Raw genomic sequence first — 3,898 nt, 5'->3', positions numbered from 1 at the left:
CCGGGACTCTGCCGGCAGCGCTGCGCGCGACGCTGCCGGCAGCGTCGCCCGCGACTCCGCCCGTACCCGGCGTGCCAGGGATCGCAGCATGACCGCGGTCGAGGAGCCCCGCGCGGGGACGCCGCGTTCGAGCTCAGCCGGCCCCGGATCACGCGGCCGGACACCGAACGACGGCTCTCCGCAGCCCGTCCGCCGCCGGCAGTCGTGGTGGCAGCGTCTGGTGCGCGACCGCGCCGTCCTGCTCCTGGCGCTGCCCGGCATGGCGGTCATCATCGCCTTCCAGTACCTGGCGCTCGGCGGCAACGTCATCGCGTTCCAGGACTACCAGCCGTACCTCGGCATCGAGCGCAGCCTGTGGGTCGGGTTCGAGAACTTCCAGATCCTGTTCTCCGGCGACCCGGAGTTCCTGAGCGCGCTGCGCAACACCCTGGTCATCACGCTGCTGCAGACGGTCTTCGTCTTCCCGGCGCCGATCATCCTGGCGCTCCTGCTGCACAGCCTGGTGTCCAACCGGGTGCGGCAGATCGTGCAGTCGGTGCTCTACCTGCCGCACTTCCTGTCCTGGGTGATCGTCGTCGCCGTCTTCCAGCAGGTGCTCGGCGGGGCCGGGCTGCTCAACAACTTCCTGCGGTCGCACGGGTGGGAGCCCATCGACATCATCGGCAACTCCGACGCGTTCTACGCGCTGATCACCTCGCAGGTGATCTGGAAGGACACCGGGTGGGCCACCATCCTGTTCCTCGCGGTGCTCGCCGGCATCGACAAGTCGCTGTACGAGGCCTCGGCCGTCGACGGCGCCTCCCGCTGGCGGCAGACCTGGCACATCACCCTGCCGGGCATGCGGCCGATCATCATCATGCTGCTCATCCTCAAGCTCGGTGACTCCCTGAGCGTCGGGTTCGAGCAGCTCATCCTCCAGCAGCAGGCGGTAGGCCTCGGCGTGTCCGACGTGCTGGACACCTACGTCTACAACCAGGGCGTCCTGGGCGGGTTCTGGGGTGTCGCGGCCGCCGTCGGACTCGTCAAGGGCCTGATCGGGCTGGCCCTGGTCCTCGTCGCCAACAAGACCGCCCACGCCTTCGGCGAGGAAGGGGTGTACCGAGCATGAGCGCGAGCACCACTGCCAGGACCACCACGGCCAGCAACACCACAGCGAGAAGGCCCCGCGCAACAGGGCCGGGCGGCGGCCGGCGTCAGCGCACGCGCCCCGTGATCGACGGGGTCGCCATGCCCGGCCCGTTCGAGCGCACGGTCAAGGGCGTCGTGCTGACGCTCGCCTGCGCGCTGGTGATCCTGCCGTTCGTCGGCATCATCTCCACCAGCCTGGCCACGCCCGAGCAGGTCACGGAGGCGGGCGGCTTCGTGCTGCTGCCGACGGGGATCGACCTGAGCGCCTACCGGATGATCTTCGCCGGCGGCGTGGTCACGCAGGCGCTCTGGATCAGCATCCTGGTCACCGCGATCGGCACCACGCTGAGCCTGGCCCTGACCACGACGCTCGGCTGGGCGCTGAGCCGCAAGGGCGCCTTCGGCGTGCGGGCAATGCTGCTCGTGGTGCTGATCAGCCTGCTCTTCAACCCCGGGATCATCCCCAGCTACCTCGTGGTCCAGCGGCTCGGCCTGCTGGACACGCTGTGGGCGCTGATCATCCCGACGTCGGTCTCGGCCTTCAACGTCGTGGTCGTGCGGGCGTTCTTCGTGCAGCTGCCGAACGAGGTGATCGACGCCGCCCGGATCGACGGAGCCACCGAGTGGCAACTCTTCTGGCGCATCGGCCTGCCGCTGTCCAAGCCCGTGCTCGCCGTCGTCGGCCTGTTCTACGGCGTCGGCTACTGGAACGCGTTCTTCAACGCGCTGCTCTACATGTCGGACGCGACCAAGTGGCCCCTGCAGCTCGTGCTGCGCACCTACGTGGTGGACGGCGCCCAGCTCGGCTCGCAGGACCTCGGCATCGACGCCGCCGCCCTGCCGCCCCAAACGTCGCTGCAGATGGCGATCCTCGTGGTCTCCATCGTGCCGGTGCTGCTGGTCTACCCGTTCCTGCAGCGCCACTTCGCCAAGGGCATGCTCACGGGCGCCGTGAAGGGCTGACCCGGCTTCTCGCCCCGCTTTCTCTCCCCGTTTTCCCTTCCCTGCCTTAACCCCGCTCGCATTACCCCGCTTGTTCTACCCCGCTTGTTTTACCCCGCTCGATGAGGAGTAGTCATGAACCGTTTGCTCACGGAGACCACCATCAGCCGCCGGAGCCTGCTGATGGGCGGCATGGGCCTCGGCGCGTTCGCCGTGCTCGGCCTCGCCGGCTGCAGCAACGAGGGTCGCGGCGGCGGCGCCCTGACCGGCAACGCCACCGTCGCCCTGCCCACGTACGTCCCGTACGACGGCGTATCGATGGACATCAAGGGCACCGACGGCGTGCCCGACACGATGCTGAAGTACCCCGCCAGCCCCCAGAAGGTGACCAGCGGCCAGCCCGGTGACGGCGAGGACGTCGGCATCTTCGGCCTGACCAACACGCCGGTGCCGCCAGGGGCCGACAAGAACGAGTACTGGCAGGCGCTGCACGAGCGGCTCGGCTTCGCCCTGACGATCGCGCTCACCCCGGCCGGCGACTACTCCGACCGGTTCCAGACGACGGTGGCCGGCGACCGGCTGCCGGACATCTTCGAGATGTTCCCCGGCGACGTCCCCGGCCTGCCGAGCCTGCTGGAGGAGCGCGCCACCGACCTGACCGATTACCTCTCGGGCGACGCCGTGAAGAAGTACCCGTTCCTGGCGAACATCCCGACCGAGAGCTGGCAGTCCTGCGTCTACAACGGCAAGATCTTCGCCGTCCCGGTGCCCCGCGGCCCCGCGCAGAGCGGCGTGTTCTACGCGCGCCAGGACTGGTTCGAGGCCGAGGGTATCGACCCGAACGTGACCTCCGCCGAGGAGTTCTACGACCTGTGCAAGGAGCTCTCGGGCGGCAACACCTGGGCGCTCGGGCGCGTGCCGCTGGGGCACCTGCGCCAGATGTTCGAGATCCCGAACGGCTGGTCCGAGGACGGCGGCAAGCTCACCAGCGCGAACCTGCACGAGCGCCAGCAGGAGGCCCTGGAGCTCGGCCGGCGCCTGGTCGCCGACGGGTTCGTGCACCCGGACGGCGTCCCCGCCACCCAGCCGCAGCGCAAGACCTGGCTCGTGAACGGCACCATCCGGATGCTCGACGACACGTTCAGCGCCTGGCCCGACTTCTCGAACTACCCGATCGACGAGAACTTCCGGCTCTCCGTCGCGGCGCCCCCGCTCGCCGAGGGCGGCGGCACGGCGGGGATCCACCTCGGCGCGCCCGTGCAGAACATCACGTCGATCAGCAAGAAGTCCGAGGGCCGCGTCGAGGCGCTGCTCGACGTGATCAACTACCTCGCCGCCCCGTTCGGCTCCGAGGAGCACCTGTTCCGGACCTACGGCGTCGAGGGGGTGCACCACGAGCTCGACGGGACCGACCCGGTGCTCACCGACCAGGGCCGCACCGAGATCCAGCTCGGGCTCAAGTACGTGGTCGAGGGCCCCTGGGTGAACTTCCAGGCGGGCGACCCCGACGTCGCGCAGGCCGAGCACGACGCCCAGGCCGCCGTCGTACCGACCGCCGTGGCCAACCCGGTGCAGGGCCTGTTCAGCGACACGGCCAGCCGCAAGGGCGGCCAGCTCGGCGAGAAGCTCGCCTCCGTGGAGTCTGACATCCTGGCCGGGCGCAAGCCCGTCACCGCCTGGGCCGACGCCACCAAGGCATGGGCCAAGGGCGGCGGCGACAAGATACGCGACGAGTACCAGGCGGCGCTGGCGGAGCGCCAGGGCTGAGCTGACCCGAGCCGGGGCCTGCCTCGCCGCTGAGGCGGGCCCGGCCGTCGAACGTAGGGTC

At 69.9% G+C, this 3,898-nt stretch carries 3 protein-coding genes; all 3 read left to right on the top strand.

What is annotated here, in order from left to right:
• Positions 1 to 88: 88 nt before the first annotated feature.
• The 3 genes from PROKR_RS26895 (at position 89) to PROKR_RS26885 (ending at position 3,837) form a co-directional block, all read left to right on the top strand.
• Positions 89 to 1,108, top strand: coding sequence for an ABC transporter permease (locus PROKR_RS26895; protein WP_169736604.1), 1,020 nt, complete (start codon positions 89 to 91; stop codon positions 1,106 to 1,108).
• Positions 1,105 to 2,091 carry a carbohydrate ABC transporter permease gene (locus PROKR_RS26890; protein ID WP_245605986.1) on the top strand — a complete coding sequence of 329 codons (987 nt, stop codon included), beginning with the start codon at positions 1,105 to 1,107 and terminating at the stop codon, positions 2,089 to 2,091. The genes PROKR_RS26895 and PROKR_RS26890 overlap by 4 nt, the downstream gene beginning before the upstream one ends.
• Positions 2,092 to 2,205: 114 nt before the next feature.
• Positions 2,206 to 3,837, top strand: coding sequence for a type 2 periplasmic-binding domain-containing protein (locus tag PROKR_RS26885; protein ID WP_036969938.1), 1,632 nt, complete (start codon positions 2,206 to 2,208; stop codon positions 3,835 to 3,837).
• The last annotated feature ends 61 nt before the right edge of the window (positions 3,838 to 3,898 follow it).

Origin of the sequence: Promicromonospora kroppenstedtii DSM 19349 (assembly GCF_000515355.1) — a bacterium.
Taxonomy (GTDB): Bacteria; Actinomycetota; Actinomycetes; order Actinomycetales; family Cellulomonadaceae; genus Promicromonospora; species Promicromonospora kroppenstedtii.
This window is presented reverse-complemented; position numbering and strand designations above follow the sequence as displayed.